Genomic DNA, 22080 nt, shown 5'->3' on the forward strand with positions numbered 1-22080 from the left:
CGAACGGGGGAGGCAGGATGACCGAGATGAGCGGGAGGGCCCGGCGAAGGGTGGCCGGAGGTGCGTTCGCGGCGGGGCTGCTGGTGCTGGCGTTCGCCGGCACGGCGTCCGGACCCCGACAGGACACACACCGCCTTGCCGTGGCCCGGGCGCCGCTGGAGGTGGTGCGCGAGGCGGCACAGCGGGCGCTGGACTCGGGTGCCGCCTCGACCCACATCACGCAGTTCGAAAGCCCGGTCAACAGCTCCGGACAGTTCCCGACCGAGCCGTACGACTATCCGGGGTCCCCGTCCTCGTGGCGGGACGGCACGGACGCCACCGGGGGCGGCACCGCGTGGCGGATCGGGGACGATTACTACGGCATACCGGGCTCGGGGAGCGAATGGGGGCACCCGGAAGTGGCCTGGGAGACCCGCATGTCCCTGTCGGTCTCCGTCTCGCGCGAACTGGAGCTGGTGCGTGCGGTGACGGGGGCCAGGGCGGTCGGCCCGGAGTCCGTACTCGGCCGGCACGCCCACCACTTCATGGCGGGCCCCTCGGTCGACGAGGTGCACGAGCTCCGCGCGGCGGGCCTCAAGCCGACGCCCGGCACCTCGAACCCCGAGCACGTCGCCGTCGACGCCTGGGTCGACGACCACGGCGAGCTGGTCCGGATCATCGTGACCGACCTCGGGCACCGCGTTCTGATCGACTTCGAATCCTTCGGCGGCCCGTCCGTCACCCTTCCTCCCGGCGCCCGGCCGATGCCCTACCCATAGGCCCGCCCTCACCGCGGCTCGTCCGGGGGTCGTGTGCGGCGGACGGGTTGAGTCTCCAGTGGCTGGAGCGTCGACACTGGAGCGCATGTTCGGCGACGTTCCCCCTTACTCCATCGGCGCTCTGTCCCCGGGCACCTCCCCTTCCAGCCCTGGCTCGTCCGAGCACTCCGCAGCCGCTGAGCGCCGCCCGCGACGCCGGTCCGCTACGGGGTGCCGAACCGCGCCGCGTCCAGGGGGCCCGCGCTCCAGGTGCTGTCCGCGTGAGGGGTGCCGCGGAGGGATGCCACGCCGAGGATCTCGGCCACGGAGTTGGCCGCGATCCTGTGCCAGAGGCGGGAGCGGCGGATCATCGTGTGCCGGCCGCCGGGCATCCGGATGCCCCGGACACGGGTCCCGGAGGCCTCGGCACGGCGGAGGTAGGCCCAGGTGTCCGTGGCCGACGTGACCGAATCGGCCGGATCGTGCAGGGCGACGACCGTCCGGCCGGCCAGGTGGCGGACCGGTTCGCCGGGAGGGCACCAGGGGGCGAGTGCGACGACGCCCCGGACCTGGGGGTCGTCTGCGGCGCGCAGGGCCGCCCGGGCGCCCATGGAGTGCCCGAGGAGCCCCACCGGGACGGGGCCGACGAGCTCGTTGAGTTCGGCCAGGGCCCGGCGGGTGTCCTGCACCGGGTCGGCGCGCTCTCCGTTCCAGCCGCGCGTCCGGTAGCGGACGAACCCGACGAGGACGTCGGCGTGCCGGAAGTCCTGACGCAGGGTGCGGGCGAAGGCCTTCATGCGGAGGTCGGGCAGGTTGAGGGCCGGCGGGGGTGCGAGGGAGTCGGCCCGGCCCCCGTGCAGGATCAGCACCGCTCCGGCGGCGGCCGGGAGGCGGGGTGCCGGCAGGTCGAGAGCGGAAGGGTGGATGTCCCGGGTGCTGCGGGGGTCGTTCAACGTGGCTTCTCCGGTCGGCCGTGGGTGCGTTCGTGAAGGCGAGGGGGGACTCGGCGGGTGCGTGGGGCCGGTGGATTCGAAGAATGCCGGCGGCAGCCTGTCTACCAGGCCCCTGGCACGTACGATCGTTCGGTTCCCGTCCCCGCGAGGAGTGTCTGCCGATGAGTGCCCCGATCCGTCTGTACGACGAGCCGACGAGCCGGTCGCCCGCCGTCCGGGTGGTGTCCCGGATCGAGGAAGACGAGGAGCTGCACGCGTTGCTGTGGTGTGCGGGCCCCGGCTGGCGCATGGTCAGCAGTGCCGTGCTCGGGGGCGGCATCGGAGAGCGGTCATGGGTGCTGAACGCGCAGGTTTCCCATGGTTACCGGCGCAGTGATCCGCACCGGCATCTGGCCGAGCTGGCGGGCCGGTACGGGATGGCCGGTCCGGGTGTCGGACTGATGACGGCGGCCGATGTACGGGGCTACGGGCGGGCGCGCGACGGCGGCGTGGAGGCGTTCACCACGGCGGGGCTCGGGGTGCGCGGGTGGGCGGCGTCAACCGCCGACGGGGAGATCGGGCCCCCCGAGCCCGGGACCGTCAACATCGTCGTGGCCGTGCCCGTCGCCCTGAGCGACGCGGCGTTGGTCAACGCGGTGGCCACGGCCACGGAAGCGAAGGTGCAGGCGCTCCTCCAGGCTGGGTACGACTGTTCCGGAACCCCCACCGATGCGGTCTGCGTCGCTGCTCGGGTGCCGGCTGGAGGAGCGCCGGTGTACGACTTCGCCGGGCCGCGGTCCGTGTGGGGGGCCCGCCTGGCACGCGCCGTCCACGGAGCCGTGCTCGCCGCCGCGGAGCGAGCCGACGGGTCGGTTCCCGGGGTGGCGCTCAGGTGAAGGTGATGCGGAGGGTGTCGGTGGTGTGTTCGCGGTCGACGATCGCGTTGACGCCGTAGACCGCACTGATCAGGTCCGGGCTCAGCACGTCTTCCGGGGTTCCCGCGGCGACCACCCGTCCGTGGTCGAGCACGACGAGGTGGTCGCAGTACCGGGCGGCGAGATTGAGGTCGTGCAGGGCGACGACGCTGGTCACGTCCAGGGATGTCAGCAGGTCGAGGAGTTCGAGCTGGTGGCGGATGTCGAGGTGGTTGGTCGGTTCGTCGAGGAGGATCTCCCGGGGCTCCTGGGCGAGGGCGCGGGCGAGTTGGGTGCGCTGCCGCTCGCCGCCGGACAGGCTGTGCCAGCCGCGGTGCTGCTTGTCCGCCAGGTCGGTGCGTTCCAGTGCCGCGTCGACGATCCGCCGGTCGTGCTCGTTCAGGGAATCGAAGCGGCCGCGGAAGGGGGTGCGGCCCAGTTGCACGACCTGGCGGACGCTGACCTGGTGGTGGGCGGACACGTCCTGTTCGACGACGGCGAGCCGGCGGGCCAGGACCCGCCGGTGCAGGTCGGCGAGGCTCGTGTCGTCGTAGCGGACGGTTCCGGCCTCGGGACGGCGCAGTCCGGCGAGCAGGCGCAGCAGGGTCGACTTTCCCGAGCCGTTGGGGCCGAGCAGGCCGACGGTCTTTCCGTCGTGTGCGGCCATGTCGATGCCGTCCAGCAGCCGGTGGCCTCGGACCGCCCAGGAGAGTCGGGTGGTGGTGATGGTGCCCATCAGGACTCCAGACGCTTGAGGATCAGGGCGAAGGCGGGCGCGCCGAGGAGTGCGGTGATGACGCCGGCGGGCAGTTCGTGCGGGGAGAACGCCGTCCGGGCGAAGGCGTCCACCCAGATGAGGAAGACGGCGCCGGTGATGGCGGACAGCGGGAGCAGGGTGCGGTGTGCCGGGCCGGCCAGGATGCGTACGGCGTGCGGGACGAGCAGTCCGATGAAGCCGATCGCGCCGGAAGCGGCGACGGCGGCCGCGGTGACGACCGAGGTCAGCACCATCAGCCAGACGCGGGCCGCGGTGACGTTGATTCCCAGGGCCGCGGCGGAGTCCCAGCCGAAGGTGAAGGCGTCGAGGGCGGGTGCGAAGAACAGGATGGCGAGCACTCCGGTCAGGATGATCACGGCGGTGACCGTCACCCCTTCCCACCGGGCGCCCCCGAGCGTGCCGAGGAGCCAGTAGGTGAAGCCGCGGGTGGAGTTCGCGTCCCCGCTGACCATGAGCACGACCGAGGTGAGGGCGGCGAAGAACTGGGACACGAGCACGCCCGTCAGCACCACGCGGGAGGGGCTGGCGACGCGTCCTCCGCCCAGCAGGAGCAGGAGCAGGCCGAAGGAGACCAGGCCGCCGGCGAAGGCGCCGGTGGACAGGGAGACGCTGCCGCCCAGACCCAGCAGGAGTACGGCGACCGCGCCGGTCGAGGCTCCGGAGGAGACTCCCAGCAGGTACGGGTCGGCCAGGGGGTTCCTGGTCACGGCCTGCAGAACCGTGCCGGACACCGCCAGGGCCGCGCCCACCGCGGCGGCCAGCAGCACCCGGGGGAAGCGCGACTCCCAGACCAGGGCGTCCAGCAGCCCGGGGAGGGGCGGGGCCGGGGCGAGGGCGCCCAGGCCGAGGTGCCGCAGGATCGTGGAGACGACGTCCAGGGGGCGGATCCCCGCGCTGCCCAGCAGCGAGGCGGCGACCACCGACGCCGACAGCACCGCGCCGGCCAGGACGAAGAGCACCGCCGTCGAGGCGCGCCGCCGGCGCACCGGAGCGGTCCCAGAGGTGGTGAGATCGGCTCCGGTGGGCGCGGCGGTCTTGTGTGGACTCGTTGTCATGACGGCGGCCGGTCACCCGAGCCTGTTCAGGCCGTCGACCAGCACGGGGACCACGGACGCGCTGCCGTAACCGGGGTCCATGTGCGAGCCGGGGACGGAGATGAACCGGTCGCCCCTCACTGCGGCGAGCTTGCGGGTGAGGGGGTCCTTCTTCAGCAGGTCGATCTTCTCCTTGGCGGTGTCGTTGGGCTCGCCCCGGGTCAGGTCGGCCAGGATGATGACGTCGGGGTTGCGGGCGGCGACCTCGTCCCAGCTCACCTCCGCCCACTTGGTCTTCGCGTCGGCGAAGACGTTCCGTACGCCGACGAGGTCCGAGATGTGCTGCGGCAGGCCACCGGGGCCCGCGGCCCACGGAGTGCCCTCGTAGGTGGAGTAGAACCACATCACCTTCAGCGGAGTGTTCCGCTTCTTCACGGCGCGCAACGCCTTCTGCACGACGGCCTGCTGCTCGGCCGCCAGCTTCTCCCCGGCGGCGGGCACGTTCATGATCCTTCCCAGCCGGCGGTACTCCTCGAACAGCATGCCGAAGTCGGCGCCCGACACGCTCTCGTGGAAGGAGCAGTCGAACTCGGTCAGGTAGGTCGGCACACCCAGGTCGTGGAGCTGCCTGCGGTCGCCGGACTGCTCGGCGGTGAACATGCCGGCGAAGGAGCCGTAGACGAAGTCCGGCTGCGCTTCGAGCAGCTTCTCGTGCTTGATCTCCTGCCCGGGCGCGGACAGCAGCGGAATCTTCCCGTACTGGGCGGCGATCGCGGCCGGCGGCTTCTCGATCTCGTAGCCCGACCCGGCGATCCGGTCGCCCACGCCCAGGTGGATGAGGATCTCGGCGGCGGTCTGGTTGAGGGTGACGACCTTCCGCGGTGCGGCCCGGTAGGTCACGTCTGTGCCGCAGTTCCGGAGGGTGAACGGGTAGGCCGTCGTCGCGCGCGTCTGCGTCGTCGTGGCGCGCCTGCCGTCCTCGGGGGCCGGCTCCGCGGTGCATCCCGTGAGCGCGAGACCCATCAGCACAGCGGTCGTGATGGTTATCATTTTCGTTTTCATGGCAGGAAGGTTCCAGTTCGTGGGGAGGGCAGGAGGGTACGGGCGGTTCTGCCCGGCCGGAGGGGTGGGGCGGCGTTACCGCAGGAGCGAGCCGAGCCGACGGGCGACCCGCTCGTCGAACAGGCCGTTGGCCGCCATCCAGTCGTCGTTGAAGACGGTGTCCAGGTACTTGTCGCCGCCGTCGCAGACCAGTACGACGATGCGGGTGCCGGGAGGCGCGGACCGCGCCCGCTCCAGGGCCCGGTAGACCACGCCGCCCGCGGAGCCGCCGATCAGGATGCCGAAGTTCCTGGCCAGGTGGCGGCAGGTCTCGAAGGCCTCCGCATCGCTGACCTTGATCCCCTCGTCGAAGACCTCGTAGTCGACGACGCGGCCGATCTCCGAGCCTTCGGGTGTCCCCGTGCCGGACTGGTGGTAGGGCGCGCCCTCGCCGCCGAAGACGACGGAGCCGACCGGCTCGACCCCGATGACCTTCAGATCCGGGATGCGCTCGCGGAGGAAGCGGCCGGTGCCGCAGAGCGAACCGCCGGTGCCGACGGCCCCGTAGAGGTAGTGGATGTCGTCGCCCAGGTCGTCGTGGAGTTCGCGGGCGAGGGACCGGTAGCCGTTGGGGTTTCCCTCGTTGCGGTGCTGCGCGGTCCAGTACGCGCCGTGCTCGGCGGCGAGTCGCTCGGCCGTGGCGTCGCGTTCGGCGGTGGCGAGTCCTCCCCCGGCCCCGCTCCCGTCCCCGGCGACGTTGAGGATGTCGGCGCCGTAGGCCACCATTCCCCGCAGCTTGTCGGGGCTGGAGTGGTTGTCGACCACGGCGGTGAACTTGTACCCGCGTTCGGCGGCGATGAGCGCGAGGCCGAGACCGGTGTTGCCGGAGGTGGACTCCACCAGCCGGCCTCCGGGGGCGAGGAGTCCGGCTTCCTCCGCCTCGTCGACCATGTTCCTGGCCATCCGGATCTTGGCGGTTCCGGTGGGGTTGAACTGCTCCAGCTTCAGCAGGACGGTCGCCCCGCCGTCCGCGACGGGCAGCTCCAGGAGCGGCGTCCGCCCTATCAGGTCGGAGATCTTGCTGGTGATCACGGCTTTCCCTTCGCGCAGATCTCGGTCAGACACCGGACGAAGACGTCGTTGTCCTCGGGGGTCGACAGTGAGGCTCGGATGTAGGTCTCGAATCCGGGCTCGCGCCACGCCTTGACGATGATTCCGGCGCGGTGGAGCTCCCGGGCAACCCGGTCGGCGGGGTTGCCGGTGTCGATGAAGAGGAAGTTGGCCGAGGACGGGACCACGCGCAGTCCCGCCCCGCTCAACCGGTCGGTGAGCCTGGCGACCTCCAGGGCGGTGCGGCGGACCGTGTCCGCCAGGTGCGCCTGGTCGCCGAGCGCGGCGATCGCGGCCTCCTGGGCCGGATGGTTCACGTTGTACGGGGTGCGGACCCGGTCCAGGGCCCGGATCAGGGCCGGGTCGGAGGCGATGCCGTACCCGACGCGGACGCCGGCCAGGCCGTACGCCTTGGAGAAGGTGCGCAGCACGATCCACGGCCTGTCCTGGCCGCGCAGGGCCTCCAGGGCGTCGGGGTACGCGGGGTGCTCGGGGTCCGCGGGGTGCCCGGGGTACGCGGGGTTGAGTCGGGCGAACTCGCCGTACGCCTCGTCGAGAACCAGCAGGGCCGATTCCGGGGTGGCGGCGAGGACGTGCTCCAGCTGGCCGGCGCTCAGCGTGGTGCCGCTGGGGTTGCACGGGTTGGCGAGGAAGACGAGCTTGGGGCCGCCCGCCAGCGCCGTGCTCCAGGCGTCCGCGTCGAACCCGAACCCCGCGGTGACCGGGACCTTCTCGACCCGGGCGCCCATGACGCGGGGGAAGGTCTCGTGCAGGCTGAACCCGGGTGTTTGGGTGACCACCAGGTCACCGGGGTCGAGTACGGCCTGGCAGAGCAGCTCCAGGATGTTCTCCGAGCCGTTGCCGAGCACGATCCGGTCGGCGGGCACGTCCAGGCGCGTGCCGATGGCCTCGGCCAGCCGTCGGCCGGTGGGGTCGGGGTAGCGGGAGACGCCGTCGGCCAGGGCCAGCCGCAGCGCTTCGGCGACCGCCGGCGAGGCGCCGTACGGGCTCTCGTTGTTGGACAGTTTGATGACGCGGCCCGAGCCGCTGAGGGCGGCCACGGTGTCCGGGTCGGCGCCCGGATCGTAGCCGGGCAGGCCCGCCACTTCCGTGCGTATCAGGGAGGCGGACGGGGCTGGCGCGGTGGCGTGATTCATGGAGACTCCGGTTCCGGAACGGGTGCGCGTGACGCGGCGCGGTCGAGACGGCCGGCGCGGCGCAGGAAGGCGGCCAGGAGGAGGGCGGCGGTGACCGCGAGGCCCGCGGTCTGTCCGATCCAGACCCCCTCGACACCCAGGCCGGCGGTCACGCCGAGCAGGTGGCCGGCGGGCAGCCCGATCAGCCAGTAGCCGACGAGGGAGATACGGAAGGGGCCCGCGGTGTCGCCGATGCCGCGCAGGATGCCGTTGCCGATGTTCTGCATCGCGTCGAAGACCTGCATGAGCGTGGCGATCAGCAGCCCGGTCACGGCCAGGGCCACGATGTCCGTGTCGTCGGCGTGCTCGGCCGAGATGAACAGGGACACGACCTGATGCGGGATCACCAGGTACACGACGGCGACCACGAGCGTCGCGATCACCCCCCAGGCCGTGCCGAGGAGCCCCATGCGGCGTACCGTCGCGTAGTCGCCGCGGCCGTCGGCCTCGCTGATGTGGACGGACGCCGCGTGCGAGAGGCCGGCGGAGATCATGAAGACGATGTAGACGATCTGGTTCAGTACGGTCTGCGCGGCCAGGGCGCCGACGCCGAGGGTGCCGATGAGCAGGGTGAGGACGCTGAAGAACGCCGCCTCGGAGGCGTAGGTGCCCGAGATCGGCAGACCCAGGCGCCAGACGGAGCGGACCGCGTCGCCGTTCCAGCGGCGCGCGTCGGGCGAGGTGAGGTGCGGGCGCAGGGCGCTGTCGCGAAGGATCACGGCCAGGAACGCGAGGAAGGACAGCGTGAACACCGTGACGGTGGCGATCGCGACGCCGGTGGAACCGAAGGCGGGCAGGCCGAACGCGCCGTGGATCAGGATGTGGTTCAGAGCGATGGTCACGCCGATGGAGCCGAGGGTGATGGCCAGGAGCGGGCCGGGCCGCTTGAGCCCGGTGGTGAAGTGACGCAGGTTCTGGAACCACAGGCAGGGCAGCATGCCCGGCGCCAGGACCATCAGGAATTTCCCGGCCTTGTCGACCACGGCCGGGTCCTGGCCCAGCAGGACCAGGAGCGGGCCGATCAGCCAGAGTGCCGCGCAGAACACCACCCCGCACACGGTCGCCCAGAAGAATCCGGCGAACAGCAGGGCGCCCACGCGCTGCCGGTCGCCCTGCGCCTGGGCCTCGGCCACGAGATTGCCCACTCCGGTCACCAGGCCCGTGCCGGTGGTGCGGAGCTGGTTGAACAGCGCGAGGGCGAGGCCGGCCGCGGCGATGTCGAGTGCTCCGAGGCGGCCCAGCATCACGATGTCCACGGTGGTCAGTGCGACGTGGGCGAGGTTGGTGAGGATGAGCGGGAGCGCGAGCCTGAGCAGCGTGCGGGAGTTCGTGACCCACCAGGGGGTGCCGGTCTGCGTGGGGGCGGTGGGGGTGGGCGTGTGGGCCGGTCGGGGCGGGTTGGTCGTGCTCACCAGAAGTCGACCTTCTCCCCGCGGCCGGCCGCCAGCGCCAGGTCGGCCACGTACCGTCCCAGCGCGGCGTCGGTGACCGCCATGCCGCTGTTGTAGGCGAAGACCACGTCGTCCGGGTGCCGTCGGGCGGGTGCCCGGCCGAGCAGAACGTCGGGCAGCTGGGCGTCCACCTGCGGCAGGCTGCCGTCCTCGCCCCGCAGGTCGTCGCAGGTGGCGTGCATCTGCGCGGTGTCGGTGGCGATGCGGTAGTCCGCGCCGTGGCACACGTCGGCGTGCACCCCGTACCCGAGGAGCACCGCGACCGAGCCCGGCTTCATCCAGTCCCGCCGGACCTCCTCGGTCGCGGTCAGGCCGGAGGCGCCGATCACGATGTCCGCTTCCGCGGCGGCCTCCCGGAGGTCCGTGACGATCTCGACCTCGCGGCCCTCGACGCCGTCCTGGACGGCCCGCAGACCCTCGGGGTAGGTGCCGAACACCTGCAGCCGCTCCAGCTCGGGCAGTGCCGCGAGCAGCATCGGCAGTGCCGCCTGTCCCTGCACGCCGGTGCCCACGACCAGGGCGTTGCGTGCGTCGGGGCAGGCCGCGCGGGCGAACAGCGCGGTGGTGGCCGAGGACCGCAACGGGCCGAGCCGCACCACGTCCATCAGTGCGATGGGTGCCCCGGTGGTGTCGTCCACGAGGAGGACGAACGAGAGGAAGCGGTAGCTGTCCCGGCTGCGGCGCGGGTCGAACTCGTAGACGGCCTTGAAGCACACCGTTCCGCTGCCGCCGTCCCGGGCCACCATCGAGTAGCTCAGCGAGCGGTGTGCCGGATCATCGATGATCGTCTTGACCGGGTTGTCCGAGCCGCCTGCACGCAACGCGCGGTAGGCCTGCTCCACGACGGCGATGACCTGCCGGCGGTCGAGGTCCAGACCCTCCTGCGCGGACTGCGGCAGCAGCCACAACTGCCCCGGTGGGGCGTAGCCCTGTGTCATGCGGGCTTCTCCTTCGTTCGATGTCACGTGGGGATGGGTGGGGGGCGCGGCGCGTCAGATTCCGTCCAGCCGCCAGCGCGGCCGCGCGCCTTCGCCGCCGAGCCGGATCACGGCCTTCAACGGCAGTGCGGCGTCGTGGAACGGGGACTCGTTGGAGTCCATCTGGTAGCCGGCGGTGTTGAGGTAGACCAGGTGGTCACCGCGCCGGACCGGCCGCGGGAAGCCGATCTTCCGCCAGGTCAGCATGTCGCTCTCCAGGCAGGTCGAGCCGGCGACGCAGGCCGGAAAGGCCGCGTCGGCACCGGCAGCCTCGGCCTCGGCACCGGCCTCGGCACCGGTCTCGGAGGGCAGCAGCAGCGGATCCGGAAGGTAGTCACTGTTGAACCACTGCTCGGAGAGGCTGAAACTGCTGCCGGCCACGGTGACGATGGCGTATCCGTCGGTGCCGCGCCGGTCGTCGACCTGCTGGACGCGGTACATCGTGAACCCGGCCTGGTCCAGCAGGGCCCGGCCCGGCTCGACGACGAAGCGGATCCCGTGGCGGGCCGCCTTCGCCGCCAGGCTGTGCCCGCCATCGACGGGGGACGCCATGATCGCGCGTACCGCCTCGGTCGCGTTCTGGCCGCCGTACGGATAGAAGTCCTTGAAGTCCTTGAGCCCGTGGTAGTGGGCGGGTTCGTTCTGCCGGAGGAAGTCGTCCCAGAGCCGCTGTTCGACGTAGCGGACCGGCAGTCCGCCGCCGATGTCGACGAGCTGGGCCGAGGGCGAGCCGCGCCGTCTGGCATCGAGGCAGTGCCCGATCATCTCGTCCGCCGCCGTCGCGCGTTCCGCCGGGGAATAGCCGTTCAGGTGGAAGGAGAATCCCCGGAGGCGGATGTGGGCGGCCAACTCCCCGCACAGGCCTACGGCCACGTCGCGCTCGGCCGCGGACAGCCCGAAGCGGCTCCCGGGCTGGATGGTCGTCCGGGTGCGCAGCAGGACGGCGGCCTGCCGCCGTGCGAGCCGCGCGGTTGCCGCGAGGCGGCGCAGCTCGCTGACCGAGTCGACGGCAACCAGGCATCCGTGCTGCACGGCGAGGGCGTGCAGCGCGTCGTCCTTCTCCGGGCCGGACACCCCGATCCGGTGCCCTGGCACGCCGCCTGCCAAGGCCTTGACCAACTCGGGCGCGCCGGCGACGTCGACGCCGATGCCGAGGGAGGCGGCCGAGGAGACGTAGCAGTCGGCCTTGTTCGCCTTCTTGGCGAACAGGATGTCGGCGGTGACGCCCGCCTCGGTGAAGGCCTGCCGGAGCGTGCGGACGTTCTCCTCGAAGATCTCGGGCAGCACGACGTGCAGCGGTGACCCCAGGCCGTCCAGGAGGTCGGCCAGCAGGGGCCGGTCATCCGCCAGGAGGGCGGAGACCGCGGGATGCAGGAGGGGGGTGAGAGCGAAGGGCCGCCGGGCTGCGGCCGGGGGGCGCTCGAGCACCTGTTGCGAGATGAGCACCCTGCACTTCTATACGATTATGACACTCATTTTCAATACGGGGCTTGAGAGGCCCCCTGGAGGCGGGGGGCGAAAGCGCAGGATCAGGACCAATCGGGCGCCCGGCGTTGCGGCGCCGCCGAGTTGGAGGTCGGCGGTCTCCGGTTCGGCGGAGGGATCGGGCCCGCAACGGTCGGGGGCTGGGAACACGGACCTGGTGAGGATCCTGCTCCACGAGCACAGCGACTCCGAGCACCTGGACGCAGCGTTCGGTCTGGCCGTCCGGATGCGCGCCGGGCTCATCGCCCAACTGCCGCTCCAGTACGGCGCGAATTCCGGTCAGAGCAGCTCCGAAGACCTCATCCCCCCCAGTGCGGCGGTCGACTCGGGTTCACCAGCTCTGTTCGAGGCGCTCCTGGACCACGAGATCCGCGCCGGTATCCCAGGACCGGACTCCTGGAGGCCCGGGACCTGGCGCGCCGCTGGCACGAGACGGGGGTCGAGGCCGAGCTGCGACGCCGTACCGGATCCCGGGATGCCGTCGGCCGCAAGCGGGTTCAGGACGGCGACCGCCCATGCCGAGGGAGTGGGAGGGGGGTGGGCGTCTTCGCGCGTTCGGGTCCGGGTCAGGGGGCGGGGAGGATGCGGCGGGTCTCGTAGGCCCACATGGCGATCTCGACGCGGTTGCGGGCGCCGAGTTTGGACATCAGGCTCGCGAGGTGCGTCTTCACCGTGCTGAGGCTGATGTGCAGTGCGTCGGCGATCTCGGTGTTGGTCAGCCCGCGGGCGACGGCCAGGAGCACCTGCTCCTCGCGGGCGGTGACGGGGGAAACCGGCTGGGTCACGGGCCGGCCGGCGGGCAGGTCCGCGAACGCCTGGAGCAGACGGACGGTGACGCTGGGCGCGATGAGCGCCTCGCCGTCGGACGCGGAGCGTACCGCCTGCGCCAGGAGGTCCGGTCCCGTGTCCTTGAGGAGGAATCCGCGGGCGCCGGCACGCAGCGCGCCGTAGACGTACTCGTCGAGGTCGAACGTCGTGATGACGACCACGGCCAGCGGGTCGGCGACGCCCGGGCCGGCGACGAGCCGGGTGGCTTCGAGCCCGTCGAGTACGGGCATGCGGATGTCGAAGAGGCAGACGTCGGGGCGTAGTTCGCGGGCCAGGCGGACCGCCTCGCGCCCGTCGGTGGCTTCGCCGACGACCTCGATGCCGGGCTGGGCGTTCAGCATGATCCGCAGCCCGGTGCGGATGATCGTCTGGTCGTCAGCGACGAGGACGCGAATGGACACGGCGCTCGCTCCTCGCTGTCGGCAGTTCGGCTTCGACACGCCAGCCCCGGTCGGTATCCGGACCGGCTCGGAGTGTGCCGCCGAGCAGGGTCGCGCGCTCGCGCAGCCCGGTGAGTCCGTATCCGTCGCGGCCCCGGCCGGTGCGCCGGCCGTCGTCGCGCACGCTCACCCGTACCGTGTGCCGTTCCGCGGCGACCCGGACGACGAGCTCGGTCGCGTCGACGGCATGGCGCAGCGAGTTGGTCACCGACTCCTGCACGATGCGGTAGACGGCGGCGTCCACGGCAGGGGGCAGCGCGTCCAGTTCGCCGTCGAGCCCCAGGTCGACCCTGAGGCGGCCGCCCGGGGTGCGCACCAGGCGTTCCAGGTCCGCGACTCCGGCGGGGGGCGCCAGCTCGGCACCGACCCCGCGGTCGCGGAGGGCGGCGACCATGGCGCGCATTTCCTCCAGCGTGCGGGCCCCCTCCTCCTCGACTCCCTCCAGTGCCTGAACGGCGGCGGACGGGTCGGTGCCCGCGAGCACCCGGCCCGCCTGGGCGATGATCACCATGGCCGAGACGTGGTGGGCCACGGTGTCGTGGAGTTCCCGGGCGAGCTGCTCGCGCTCGCGGGAGCGCACCTGGTCCAACTGCCGGTCGCGAGCGGTCACCCGGAACCGCACGGCGGCCCCGAACACGCCGGGCAGCAGCAGGAAGACGAGGCCCACGACCTTTTCCACGACCGGGGTCCCGTCGGTGACGACGCACAGCACGCCGGCCGCGAGGATCACCGCGCCGCCCAGCACGACCTCGCGTCCCGATCCCCACCGCGGCAGCGCGTACACCAGTACGAGCACGACGGCGCCGGTGTACAGGCCGACGGGCTCGCGCGGTGCCGCGACGAGCGAGGCGAGCGGAAGCAGGACCACCGCGCCGAACGCCAGCGTCACCACCGCCAGCGGGCGGGTCCGCCGCCACAGGGGCAGCAGGCACAGCCACACGGCGAGCAGCACCGCCACCGGCCGCCACACGACGTCCTCGCGCAGGGTGGCCTCCAGCACCACACCGGCCAGGCCCGCGGCGAGCAGCGCCCAGTCCCGCCACACCCGGGCGGGCGCGCCGGGCGGCCGGGGTTCGGTCCACAGGGTTCGCAGGTCGTCTCGGAGCACGGTTCTCAGCGTAGGCGCCGCGGCGTGCCGCGCATCGGCCGAAAGGACGGGCTCCCACTCCGACTTGGGGCCGACGGAAGCGCGGCCCGGGGGCCGATGCCGCCAAGCGCCGTGGCGACGAACCTCGGCATCGGCGGCCGTACAAGGACGGCCGACGAGGTGGTTGGAGGACCCCATGCTCTCGAAAGCCCTGTTGCGCCTGGGCGCAGGCGCCGCCCGGCATCCCTGGCGGGTGATCGCGGCATGGCTGGTCGCCGCCGCGCTCGTCGTCCTGGCCGCCGTCGCGTTCGGCGGGCGGACCGCGGACTCGATGACCGCTCCGGGACTGGACTCGCAACGGGCCGCGGAACTGATCGAGCGGGCCGGCACCGGGCAGGAGGGGATGACCGCCCAGGTGGTCGTCACCCCCCTCGCCGGCGGTGCGACGTTCTTCGGCGACGACGGCGCGCGCACCGCTCTCACGCGGCTGCAGACCGAGGTGAAACGGCTGCCGCACGTGCTCGGTACGAGCGACCCGGCGGGGGCGCTCGACGCGGGCGGGGACACCGCCGTGCGCGGCGGCCTCGTCTCGGCGGACGGGCGGATCGCGGTCGTCCGGGTGCAGTACCCCGACCAGAGCCGGCTGTCGGCCGACGACCTCGACGCCCTCGTCGGTCTCGGCGACCGGCTGCGCGCCGAACTGCCCCTGCGCATCGAGATGGGCGGGAACCTCTTCTACGCCTTCTCCGACCCCGACGGCGGCGTGAGCGAGCTGATCGGCCTGCTCGCGGCGGCCGCGATCCTGTTCCTGGCGTTCGGCTCGCTGGTCGCCGCCGCGCTGCCGATCGGCATGGCGGTCTTCGGGCTGACCGTGGGGGTCGCCACGATGACGGTGCTGGCGGGGGTGACGGACGTCCCGACCTTCGCGCCGGTCCTGGGCAGCATGGTCGGGCTCGGAGTGGGCATCGACTACGCGCTGTTCGTGCTCGCCAGGCACCGGGAGCACCTCGCGCTCGGGCTCGTTCCCCACGAGGCGGCGGGGCGCGCGGTGGCCACGGCGGGGCGGCCGGTGGTCTTCGCCGGCGGCGTGGTCGTCGTGTCGATCCTCGGGCTGGCGGTCGCGAACGTGCCGTTCATGACGGTGGGCGGGCTCGCCGTCTCGATCGTCGTCCTGATCATGGTGGTCGCGTCGGTGACGCTGCTGCCGGCCTTCCTCGGCGCGGCCGGCGCGCGTCTGGGGCGGGCGAACCGGCTCGGCCGGATCGGCGGGGCTCTGCGGGGCGGGAAGCGCGGCCGGCTCGTACAGCGGCGGGACACGGGGGCGGGCGCCGCTCCCGCCGCCGGGTGGCGGCGCTGGGTCGGGCACGTCAGCCGGCACCCGGTGCCGTACGCGGTCGGCGCGGCGGGGCTGTTGCTGACCGCGACACTGCCCGTACTGGGCCTGCGCGTCGGCCTCCCCGACGACGGCTCGCTGCCCCCCAGCCGTACCGAGCGCCGCGCCTACGACCTCGTCGCCGAGGGGTTCGGCCCGGGTACCAACGGTCCCCTCGTCATCGCCGCGGACCCCGCCGGTGATCCGGGAGTGCTGGACCGGCTCGTCGGGGCGGTCGCGAAGGATCCGGGCATCGCGTCCGTCGCTCCGACGCGCATCGACCGGGGCACCGGCATCGCGACCCTGGTGGTGTTCCCGACCACCAGCCCTCAGGACAGGGCCACGACCGACACCATCGCCCGGCTGCGCGCCGACGTGCTGCCGGCGGCGATCGGGGACGGCCCGGCCAGGGCCCACGTGGGCGGCGCCGCGGCGAGCCTGTCCGATGTGGGCCGGCGTACCAGCCAGCGCCTGCCGGTGTTCGTCGCCGCCGTGCTGGCGATGTCGTTCCTGCTGCTGATGCTGATCTTCCGGTCGGTACTCGTACCGCTCAAGGCGGTACTGCTGAACCTGCTGAGCATCGGCGCGGCTTACGGCATCATGGTCGCCGTCTTCCAGTGGGGTTGGGGCGGCGCGCTCATCGGGCTGGAAGCGACGGTTCCGATCGTGTCGTTCATCCCGATGTTCCTCTTCGCCATCCTGTTCGGCCTCTCGATGGACTACGAGGTGTTCCTCCTCTCCCGCGTACGCGAGGAGTACCTGCGCACCGGCGACAACGGCACGGCGATCGTCGAGGGCGTCTCGGGCACCGCACGGATCATCACCTCGGCCGCGCTCATCATGGTGGCGGTCTTCCTGTCCTTCGCCGTCGCCGAGGATCCGTCCGCCAAGATGTTCGGGCTCGGCCTGGCCACCGCGATCTTCATCGACGCCACGGTCGTGCGGATGGTGCTGGTGCCGGCGACCATGACGCTCCTCGGCCGGGCCAACTGGTGGCTGCCGAGGTGGCTGGACCGGATGCTTCCCGGCGGGGCGGTCGGCGGCGAGGGTACGGACGGCATCCGCGGCACCCGGGGCACCGAGGTGGATGTGGAACCCACGGGTGGGACCCCGCGTCCGGGGCTGGTCGACCGGTGACCCGTCCTCCTGCCGGCGCTTGGCGTCCGGCGCGCCGTGGCGCGGCGCCCGGTGGGCACGTCGAGTCGTGACCGTCAGGTGGTCCCGGTGAGGTCCTTCGGCTTGGGCCGGGCCACCGGGGCGCGCATCCTGCGCACCCCCTCGCGGGATGCCTGACGACTGCTCATATCCGCTGGCCGGCGGCACCCTTCACCGTCACGGGTCCGTCCGGGGGGTCGGGGCGCCCGCCGTCCCGGGACGGCGAGCCCTGCGGTGGGTACTGCGCAACTGCCGTACGGCCGGCCCCGTGTCGGCCCGGGGCGGCCGGGTGGGTCAGTAGCGGACCCAGAGGGTGATGATGTCCGGGCGCTCGGGGCTGAAGGGCTCGCAGAAGAAGACGGGACCCCAGAAGTTGTAGCCGGCCCGGCCGGCGGCCACGCATTCGGTGTACGAAGCGTGGTTGCTGCGGGCGTAGAAGCCGGTGCCGGGAACGGCCTCGGCGGTGCCCGCGACGCCGAGCGCGAGGGCTCCGGCGGTGACAGCGGTGGCGAGGGCGGCTGCTGTGCGGCGGTACATGGCATGTCCTCCTGAAAATGCCGGGGATGCCCGGCAGAGTGCCTGACGATGCGATGTAGTGCGGTACGTGCAGGCTGCGCAGCCGAGCATGAACGTACCGTCACGAACCCCGCCGCACAATAGGTCTAGGCCAATACGCCCGGCTCACGCTACGGGCTCCCCGACTGGCCTGAGCGCGCCACGCGAGCGAGTCCCGCCCACGTGTTCCCGGGTCCCTGCGGGCGGCCCGGGCCGCTCGGGCCCCGGTACCCCAGGCGCCGGCCGGCCGGCGGCCGGAGCCGGCCATTCGCATCGACGTGCCCGGAGTTCAAGCGGGCAACCAGGCCGGCCACCACGGGGGGACGTCGTCAAATCACGGACCGTTCTGTCGGAGCTGTGCGAAGCGTCTGGCTCATTGCCAGCCGCCGTGCCGTGGTTCCGAGTGCTCGCCGAACAGTGGGTCGTAAACGCCCCCGTCATCGGTAGTCACCCGGTAGTCGGGCTCGGTTCGTGCGGCTGCCGCCTGCAATCGGATCACGAGGTCAGCGACAGGAACGACGCGCAGGGCAAGAGCCTCAGCCACACGGGCACGTTCTTCCCCGATCTGCGGGTTGTCTCTGGCCAGGGACCTCTCGGCATGCCGGGCGGTAGCCTGCATGACCTTCACATCACCGCCGCCGGAGAAGGCGAGGCAGTCCCGCCAACCCAGCCCGACGATGACCTCCAGCGCCCCTGCCAGGTCATCGGCGATCAATCCGGCCTCCCCGTCGGAACTCGCGAACACCACCGCCCGGCTTCCGTCTTCCTCCGGACACAGGAAGTAGGCCCCGCCCGTGAAGTCCCCTGCAATCGGCTCCAAAGCCGCGCCGGAAGCAAGCCTGAGACCCTCTCCGTACGCCTTCCGCTCCACATCGAACTCGAACGACGACCGCAACAACCTGCGGACAGTCGGCATGCTCTCAATGAGATCGAGCAGAGGATCATTGGTGGTCATGGCTCGACCATAGCCACAGCCCCCGACACCCCCCGCCCTGCGTTGCATTCCCCGGGCATCACCGTCCACATGTCCGTCTTCGCGCGCCCCTGGCTGGTCTGACGGCACTGCGGTGTCGGGCGTGTTTTTGTGTTCTGCCGGTGGCGGCCGATGGCCTTCGACGGGGGCGGCTGACTTGGACGCGCGGTGGCTTGAGTTCGTTCTTCTGTGGGGGGTGGCCTCGGTGAGGGGTGGTCGGCGGGTTGCAGGGTATGCGCGGGCCGGAACCACCCTTTGTCAGGCGAAGGAAGGTGAGCAGTCAATGAGCGCCGTCGGAAGCCGTCCCGGCCATCGCAGCGACGAGTCGGTGGGCGAGCTCGTGACGCGGGCGTCGCAGCAGATCTCGGAACTGGTCCGCGAGGAGATGCAGCTGGCCCGTGTGGAGATGACCCAGAAGGGCAAGCGCTACGGCAGGGGCGGGGGGCTGTTCGGGGGTGCCGGCATCGTCGGCATCCTGGCCGCCCAGGCCCTGGTCGCCGCCGCGATCGCGGCCCTGTGGCTGGTCCTGCCGGTGTGGGCGTCGGCCTTGGTCGTCGGCGTCGTGCTGGCGGCCGTGGCGGCGGTCCTGGCCGTGGCCGGCAGGAAGCAGGTCGCCCGGGCCGGCAGTCCCGCACCCGAGATGACCATCGACAGCGTCAAGGCCGACGTGGCCGAGATCAAGGAGAGGGCACACCGATGAGCCAGCAGTCCCCCAGCGAGCAGTCCGCAGCGACGCCCGAGCGGCTGCGCGAGCAGGTCGAGCACACCCGCGACGAACTCGGGCGGACCGTGGAGGCGCTGGCGGCCAAGACGGACCTCAAGGAACAGGCCAGGGAGAAGGCCGCCGACCTCAAGGAGCAGGCCGGGCAGAAGGCCGCCCTGGCCGCCGAACAGCTCCGGCACACGGCCGTCCAGGCAGCGGAGACGATCAAGGACAAGACCCCGGACTCCGTGCTCGACAAGGCCGCCCACGTCCGTGAGAGCGTGAGCCATGCCGGCCGGCTGGCGGCCGCCAAAACCCCGGAACCCGTACGCCAGAAGGCCGGGACGGCCGCCGCGATGGCGCGGGCCAACCCCGCGCCGCTCCTGGCCACCGTCGCGGCCGTGCTGGTTGTTCTCCTCCTGCGCCGCGGCCGTCGACGCGGGTGAGGGAGCCGGCCCCGGGGGGGCCCCCCCGGGGGGGGGGGGCGGGGGGGCCGCCCCCCCGCCCGGGGGGGGCGGGGGGCGGGGGGGGGGGGGGTGGTGGGGGGGTTTGGTGGGGGGGCCGGGGGGGCCCGGGGGGGGCGCCGGGGGGGGGGGGCCCCGCGGGGGGGGGCCCGGGGGGGGGGGGGGGCCCGGGGGGGGCCCCCCCCGGGCCGGTCGGCCAGGGCGGGCTTCGGTGCGGGGTTCGGTGCCTGGTTCGGTGCGGCGGAGTGGGCGGGGCCGGCCGGGCGGGTTTGGGCTGCCCGGCGCTCGTAGCGTCGTCCGCGTCGTGGTGTGCGGTCCGTCGACGGAGCCGATTTCGGCCACTCCCCGCCGTTCCCCCGCCGTGAGGCATCGACCGGGCGGTCGTGGGCAAGAGCGCGCCATGCTCTTCTCACTGCTCACCGTGCTCCCGCTGGGAGTCGCCATGGTCCTGACCGCCGTCGCCGACCTGAGCCCCCACGGCCGTCACCGCCAGACCCGCTGACGTCCCGCACGCGAGGGGGCGCTACGAGGGGGGCGAGGACGGCTCCCCCAACAGCCATTCCCCGACCGAAGGGACGCTGTCCAGCAGTCGCGCGACCTCCATGCCCTCTTCGCGTGAGGTCAGCCTCGGGAGCGGGGCGAAGTCGTCGGGCAGCACGTCCAGCAGGCTCATCACACGGTCTCCCGTACGCAGGTTGATCAGCAGCTCGCACCGCACCTGGCGGGGAACCCCGGGGCGGTGGGGCAGGCTGTTCCACAGAGCGGGCCACAGGTAGTGGGTGCCGTCGGGCTGCGCATTCGCCTGCACCCACGCGGGGTCCAGGCGCTGGTTCAGGCCGAGGGCACCCGCCCGCTCCTCCAGCCGGAGGAGCGTGACCGAATCGATGGCCTTCACCTCACGGGGCAGGGGCTGCTCGACGTCCATCGGCCCATCCTGTCCGATACCGGGTCACGCCCGTCGGCCGGGGCGGGCGGCGGCGCACGCGAAGTGGTCGACTGCGGACGGAGCGTGCGTCGGGTGCCCCTGGTCCGGGGGAACACCCCGCGCGAGGTCCGCGGGACGGACCGTAGGCTGCGGCCATGACTGACATGCAGACGCTGACCCCTCACGAAGCCTTCGAGATACTGCTGGCCGGCAACCGCCGTTTCGTCGCCGGTTCTCCGGAACACCCCAACCAGGACGCCGCCCGGCGGGCCGAGACCGCGCCGGCCCAGAGCCCCTTCGCGGTGATGTTCGGCTGCTCGGACTCACGGCTGGCCGCCGAGATCGTGTTCGACCGGGGGCTGGGCGACCTCTTCGTGGTCCGTACGGCCGGGCACGTCGTGGGCTCGGAGGTGCTGGGAAGCATCGAGTACGCGGTGCAGGTGCTCGGCAGCCCCCTGGTGGTCGTCCTCGGTCACGACGCGTGCGGTGCGGTCGCGGCCACCCGCGCGGCCGTCCAGGACGGCACCCCGGCCGGCGGCTACGTGCGCGACGTCATCGAACGCGTCACTCCCAGCGTGCTCGCGGCCCGCGCCGCCGGTCACACCGAGGACGGTGACTTCATCAACGTGCACATCGAGCACACCGTCGACCTGCTGCTGGACCGCTCCCGCCTGCTGGCGGAGGCCGTCGCCGCAGGCCGGGTCGGCGTCGTGGGCCTCTCGTACCGTCTGGCCGACGGCACGGCGCACCTGGTCACCGCCCGCGGCCTCGAAGAGGTGCCGGCGCAGCTCTGACGGCACCGGCCGCCCCGGCTCCGCGGGGGCGGCCGGCGCCTCCCTTCACACGGCCGGCACGGTGGCACCCGGACACCCGGGCCACCGTGCCGGCCGCGTGATGGGAAGATACGGGGGTGCAGGCAACGAACCATGACATCGAGAAGGCGGCGGCCGTGCTGCGCGCCGGGGGCCTGGTGGCCCTTCCCACCGAAACCGTGTACGGCCTGGGCGCCAACGCCGAGGACCCGGCCGCCGTCTCGCGGATCTTCGAGGTCAAGGGCCGCCCGCCCTCGCATCCGCTGATCGTCCACATCGGCGGTGCGGAGCAGCTCGGCGACTGGGTGGAGGAGGTGCCGGAGACGGCTCGTCTGCTGGCCGAGCACTTCTGGCCCGGCCCTCTCACCCTGGTCCTGCGGCGCGGGCACCGGGTGCCGCTCGAAGCGACCGGCGGGCTGGAGACCGTAGCCGTACGCGTGCCCGACCACCCCGTCGCGCTGGCGCTGCTGTCCGCCTTCGGCGGCGGCGTCACGGCTCCGTCCGCCAACCGCTTCGGCTCGGTCAGCCCCACCACCGCGGAGCACGTGCGCACCGAACTCGGCGGTGGCGTCGACTTCGTGCTGGACGGCGGATCCTGCCAGGTCGGCGTCGAGTCGACCATCGTCGACGTCACGGGCGACGTCCCCGGCATCCTGCGGCCCGGCGGGGTGACGGCCGAGGACCTCGAAGCGGTACTGGGTTACCCGCCGGCGCTTCCCTCGGCCAGCCCCGTGCGGGTGCCGGGCCAGCACCCGTCGCACTACGCGCCGCGCGCACGGGTCGTTCTGACCGACCCCGACCGTGTGATCGCCGAGGCGGAGACCGCTCAGGAGAACGGGCACCGGGTGGGCGTCTTCCTTCCCCCGTCCCTCGCCGACGTGCCGGTGAAGGCGCACGCCGTCGTCCCGGTCCCCCGGTCGATGGCCGGCTACGCGCGGGAGCTGTACGGGTTCCTCCGCGAACTCGACGAGCGGGGGTGCGACCTCATCGTCGCCTCCTTGCCGGTCGAGGAGGGGCTCGGGCTCGCCATCGCCAACCGGCTCCGCCGCGCCGCGGGGCCCCGCGAGACCGCCTGACCTTCGCCGGCGCCGGCTGGGTGCCCGCCCCGGTC

The 22080-nt window shown here is 72.6% G+C and carries 21 protein-coding genes; 7 read left to right on the forward strand and 14 right to left on the reverse strand.

The features are described 5' to 3' along the window. Nucleotides 1-17: 17 nt before the first annotated feature. Entirely contained in the window at nucleotides 18-758 is a 741-nt protein-coding gene (locus ACIQUR_RS32170; RefSeq protein ID WP_403672099.1) for a hypothetical protein, read from the forward strand. A 203-nt stretch (nucleotides 759-961) separates the two neighbouring features. On the opposite strand, the gene ACIQUR_RS32175 is transcribed toward ACIQUR_RS32170, so the two are convergent. After that, nucleotides 962-1690, reverse strand: coding sequence for an alpha/beta fold hydrolase (locus tag ACIQUR_RS32175; RefSeq protein WP_403672102.1), 729 nt, complete (start codon nucleotides 1688-1690; stop codon nucleotides 962-964). Between the two features lie 161 nt (nucleotides 1691-1851). Here ACIQUR_RS32175 and ACIQUR_RS32180 point away from each other — a divergent pair, with 161 nt between their 5' ends. Then, the gene (locus ACIQUR_RS32180) at nucleotides 1852-2565 is read left to right on the forward strand and encodes an adenosylcobinamide amidohydrolase (protein WP_403672105.1); all 714 of its coding nucleotides are present in this window, start codon (nucleotides 1852-1854) and stop codon (nucleotides 2563-2565) included. Here ACIQUR_RS32180 and ACIQUR_RS32185 read toward each other — a convergent pair. The 10 genes from ACIQUR_RS32185 to ACIQUR_RS32230 form a co-directional block, all read right to left on the reverse strand. After that, nucleotides 2558-3319: an ABC transporter ATP-binding protein gene (locus ACIQUR_RS32185; protein ID WP_403672108.1), complete on the reverse strand. Its 762-nt coding sequence runs from the start codon at nucleotides 3317-3319 to the stop codon at nucleotides 2558-2560. The genes ACIQUR_RS32180 and ACIQUR_RS32185 overlap by 8 nt on opposite strands. Beyond that, nucleotides 3319-4347, reverse strand: a complete 1029-nt coding sequence (locus ACIQUR_RS32190) for a FecCD family ABC transporter permease (RefSeq protein ID WP_403672312.1) — start codon at nucleotides 4345-4347, stop codon at nucleotides 3319-3321. Before ACIQUR_RS32190 ends, ACIQUR_RS32185 begins: the two co-directional genes overlap by 1 nt. An 81-nt stretch (nucleotides 4348-4428) precedes the next feature. Next, complete coding sequence (locus tag ACIQUR_RS32195; RefSeq protein ID WP_403672111.1) at nucleotides 4429-5445, reverse strand: ABC transporter substrate-binding protein; 1017 nt, start codon at nucleotides 5443-5445, stop codon at nucleotides 4429-4431. 87 nt (nucleotides 5446-5532) lie between these two features. Beyond that, complete coding sequence (locus ACIQUR_RS32200; protein ID WP_403672114.1) at nucleotides 5533-6528, reverse strand: PLP-dependent cysteine synthase family protein; 996 nt, start codon at nucleotides 6526-6528, stop codon at nucleotides 5533-5535. Continuing rightward, a complete protein-coding gene (gene hisC / locus ACIQUR_RS32205; RefSeq protein ID WP_403672117.1) occupies nucleotides 6525-7703 on the reverse strand; it encodes a histidinol-phosphate transaminase in 1179 nt (392 codons plus the stop codon). The genes ACIQUR_RS32200 and hisC overlap by 4 nt, the downstream gene beginning before the upstream one ends. Next, nucleotides 7700-9154, reverse strand: coding sequence for an MATE family efflux transporter (locus tag ACIQUR_RS32210; protein ID WP_403672120.1), 1455 nt, complete (start codon nucleotides 9152-9154; stop codon nucleotides 7700-7702). Before ACIQUR_RS32210 ends, hisC begins: the two co-directional genes overlap by 4 nt. Continuing rightward, nucleotides 9151-10131 (reverse strand): ornithine cyclodeaminase, encoded by a 981-nt coding sequence (locus ACIQUR_RS32215; protein WP_403672123.1) that lies wholly within the window; start codon nucleotides 10129-10131, stop codon nucleotides 9151-9153. Before ACIQUR_RS32215 ends, ACIQUR_RS32210 begins: the two co-directional genes overlap by 4 nt. Nucleotides 10132-10185: 54 nt before the next feature. Next, nucleotides 10186-11616, reverse strand: a complete 1431-nt coding sequence (locus tag ACIQUR_RS32220) for an alanine racemase (RefSeq protein WP_403672126.1) — start codon at nucleotides 11614-11616, stop codon at nucleotides 10186-10188. 605 nt (nucleotides 11617-12221) lie between these two features. Further along, on the reverse strand, nucleotides 12222-12884 hold the full coding sequence (locus ACIQUR_RS32225; RefSeq protein ID WP_403672129.1) for a response regulator: 663 nt from the start codon (nucleotides 12882-12884) through the stop codon (nucleotides 12222-12224). Beyond that, complete coding sequence (locus ACIQUR_RS32230) at nucleotides 12859-14031, reverse strand: sensor histidine kinase (RefSeq protein WP_403672132.1); 1173 nt, start codon at nucleotides 14029-14031, stop codon at nucleotides 12859-12861. Before ACIQUR_RS32230 ends, ACIQUR_RS32225 begins: the two co-directional genes overlap by 26 nt. 175 nt (nucleotides 14032-14206) lie before the next feature. On the opposite strand from ACIQUR_RS32230, the gene ACIQUR_RS32235 reads away from it, so the two are divergent. Continuing rightward, the gene (locus tag ACIQUR_RS32235; protein ID WP_403672134.1) at nucleotides 14207-16519 is read left to right on the forward strand and encodes an MMPL family transporter; all 2313 of its coding nucleotides are present in this window, start codon (nucleotides 14207-14209) and stop codon (nucleotides 16517-16519) included. 312 nt (nucleotides 16520-16831) lie between these two features. On the opposite strand, the gene ACIQUR_RS32240 is transcribed toward ACIQUR_RS32235, so the two are convergent. Both ACIQUR_RS32240 and ACIQUR_RS32245 read right to left on the reverse strand, forming a co-directional pair. Beyond that, the gene (locus tag ACIQUR_RS32240; protein ID WP_403672136.1) at nucleotides 16832-17074 is read right to left on the reverse strand and encodes a hypothetical protein; all 243 of its coding nucleotides are present in this window, start codon (nucleotides 17072-17074) and stop codon (nucleotides 16832-16834) included. A 391-nt stretch (nucleotides 17075-17465) separates the two neighbouring features. Continuing rightward, nucleotides 17466-18047, reverse strand: a complete 582-nt coding sequence (locus ACIQUR_RS32245; protein WP_403672139.1) for a hypothetical protein — start codon at nucleotides 18045-18047, stop codon at nucleotides 17466-17468. 301 nt (nucleotides 18048-18348) lie between these two features. Here ACIQUR_RS32245 and ACIQUR_RS32250 point away from each other — a divergent pair, with 301 nt between their 5' ends. Beyond that, nucleotides 18349-18765: a phage holin family protein gene (locus tag ACIQUR_RS32250; RefSeq protein WP_403672142.1), complete on the forward strand. Its 417-nt coding sequence runs from the start codon at nucleotides 18349-18351 to the stop codon at nucleotides 18763-18765. After that, nucleotides 18762-19214: a DUF3618 domain-containing protein gene (locus tag ACIQUR_RS32255; protein WP_403672145.1), complete on the forward strand. Its 453-nt coding sequence runs from the start codon at nucleotides 18762-18764 to the stop codon at nucleotides 19212-19214. Before ACIQUR_RS32250 ends, ACIQUR_RS32255 begins: the two co-directional genes overlap by 4 nt. A gap of 541 nt (nucleotides 19215-19755) precedes the next feature. Here the strand turns inward: ACIQUR_RS32255 and ACIQUR_RS32260 are convergent. Further along, nucleotides 19756-20157, reverse strand: a complete 402-nt coding sequence (locus tag ACIQUR_RS32260) for a hypothetical protein (RefSeq protein ID WP_403672148.1) — start codon at nucleotides 20155-20157, stop codon at nucleotides 19756-19758. 155 nt (nucleotides 20158-20312) lie between these two features. On the opposite strand from ACIQUR_RS32260, the gene ACIQUR_RS32265 reads away from it, so the two are divergent. Further along, complete coding sequence (locus tag ACIQUR_RS32265; protein ID WP_403672151.1) at nucleotides 20313-20951, forward strand: carbonic anhydrase; 639 nt, start codon at nucleotides 20313-20315, stop codon at nucleotides 20949-20951. A 116-nt stretch (nucleotides 20952-21067) separates the two neighbouring features. Further along, on the forward strand, nucleotides 21068-22045 hold the full coding sequence (locus ACIQUR_RS32270; RefSeq protein ID WP_403672154.1) for an L-threonylcarbamoyladenylate synthase: 978 nt from the start codon (nucleotides 21068-21070) through the stop codon (nucleotides 22043-22045). Nucleotides 22046-22080 lie beyond the last annotated feature (35 nt).

Origin of the sequence: Streptomyces sp. NPDC101132 (assembly GCF_044759225.1) — a bacterium.
Taxonomy (GTDB): Bacteria; Actinomycetota; Actinomycetes; order Streptomycetales; family Streptomycetaceae; genus Streptomyces.

Coding starts and splice junctions, on each gene's coding strand:
- ACIQUR_RS32180 (WP_403672105.1), top strand. CDS start 1,852: ATGAGTGCCCCGATCCGTCTGTACGACGAGCCGACGAGCCGGTCGCCC.
- ACIQUR_RS32265 (WP_403672151.1), top strand. CDS start 20,313: ATGACTGACATGCAGACGCTGACCCCTCACGAAGCCTTCGAGATACTG.
- ACIQUR_RS32170 (WP_403672099.1), top strand. CDS start 18: ATGACCGAGATGAGCGGGAGGGCCCGGCGAAGGGTGGCCGGAGGTGCG.
- ACIQUR_RS32260 (WP_403672148.1), bottom strand. CDS start 20,157: ATGGACGTCGAGCAGCCCCTGCCCCGTGAGGTGAAGGCCATCGATTCG.
- ACIQUR_RS32185 (WP_403672108.1), bottom strand. CDS start 3,319: ATGGGCACCATCACCACCACCCGACTCTCCTGGGCGGTCCGAGGCCAC.
- ACIQUR_RS32240 (WP_403672136.1), bottom strand. CDS start 17,074: ATGTACCGCCGCACAGCAGCCGCCCTCGCCACCGCTGTCACCGCCGGA.
- ACIQUR_RS32235 (WP_403672134.1), top strand. CDS start 14,207: ATGCTCTCGAAAGCCCTGTTGCGCCTGGGCGCAGGCGCCGCCCGGCAT.
- ACIQUR_RS32250 (WP_403672142.1), top strand. CDS start 18,349: ATGAGCGCCGTCGGAAGCCGTCCCGGCCATCGCAGCGACGAGTCGGTG.
- ACIQUR_RS32255 (WP_403672145.1), top strand. CDS start 18,762: ATGAGCCAGCAGTCCCCCAGCGAGCAGTCCGCAGCGACGCCCGAGCGG.
- ACIQUR_RS32245 (WP_403672139.1), bottom strand. CDS start 18,047: ATGACCACCAATGATCCTCTGCTCGATCTCATTGAGAGCATGCCGACT.
- ACIQUR_RS32215 (WP_403672123.1), bottom strand. CDS start 10,131: ATGACACAGGGCTACGCCCCACCGGGGCAGTTGTGGCTGCTGCCGCAG.
- hisC (WP_403672117.1), bottom strand. CDS start 7,703: ATGAATCACGCCACCGCGCCAGCCCCGTCCGCCTCCCTGATACGCACG.
- ACIQUR_RS32195 (WP_403672111.1), bottom strand. CDS start 5,445: ATGATAACCATCACGACCGCTGTGCTGATGGGTCTCGCGCTCACGGGA.